Source organism: Fulvivirga aurantia (assembly GCF_009711475.1).
Classification (GTDB): Bacteria; Bacteroidota; Bacteroidia; order Cytophagales; family Cyclobacteriaceae; genus Fulvivirga; species Fulvivirga aurantia.
The window spans coordinates 1-340 of sequence record NZ_SMMD01000059.1; the positions used below are offsets into that span (position 1 = coordinate 1).

1 protein-coding gene is annotated in these 340 nt (G+C 37.6%); it reads left to right on the plus strand.

The annotated features are described in order from the left end of the window. Positions 1-9: 9 nt before the first annotated feature. Positions 10-340: hypothetical protein (locus E1176_RS00090; protein ID WP_155208570.1), on the plus strand; the 331-nt coding region annotated here is incomplete at its 3' end.

A 340-nucleotide genomic window follows, 5' to 3' on the forward strand; every position in this document is an offset into this window, starting at 1 on the left:
TTTGTCTTAATGTTGGCCTTAATAGTTTCTACTCAAGCAAATGCGAGAGTATCAGATGTCGTGGCTGACAATTCTGAAATCGCAACAGAACCTACAAAGAAACAAATTGATCCTGAGAAACTGCCAATGGCAGTGAAGGAAGCCATCAACAAGGGTGACCTCGTTGATTGGAAAGTGGTTAAAGCTTTTGAGGTAAAGTATACTGAAACTGAAGTGGAAGAGGTAGAAGAAACTGAGGAAGTTGAGATCACTAATACTGAAGAAGAAGAAAAAGTCGAATACGAAATTCATTTTGAGAATGTAGAAATGGAAACTAAAACGAAAGTTTTCGACAAAAACG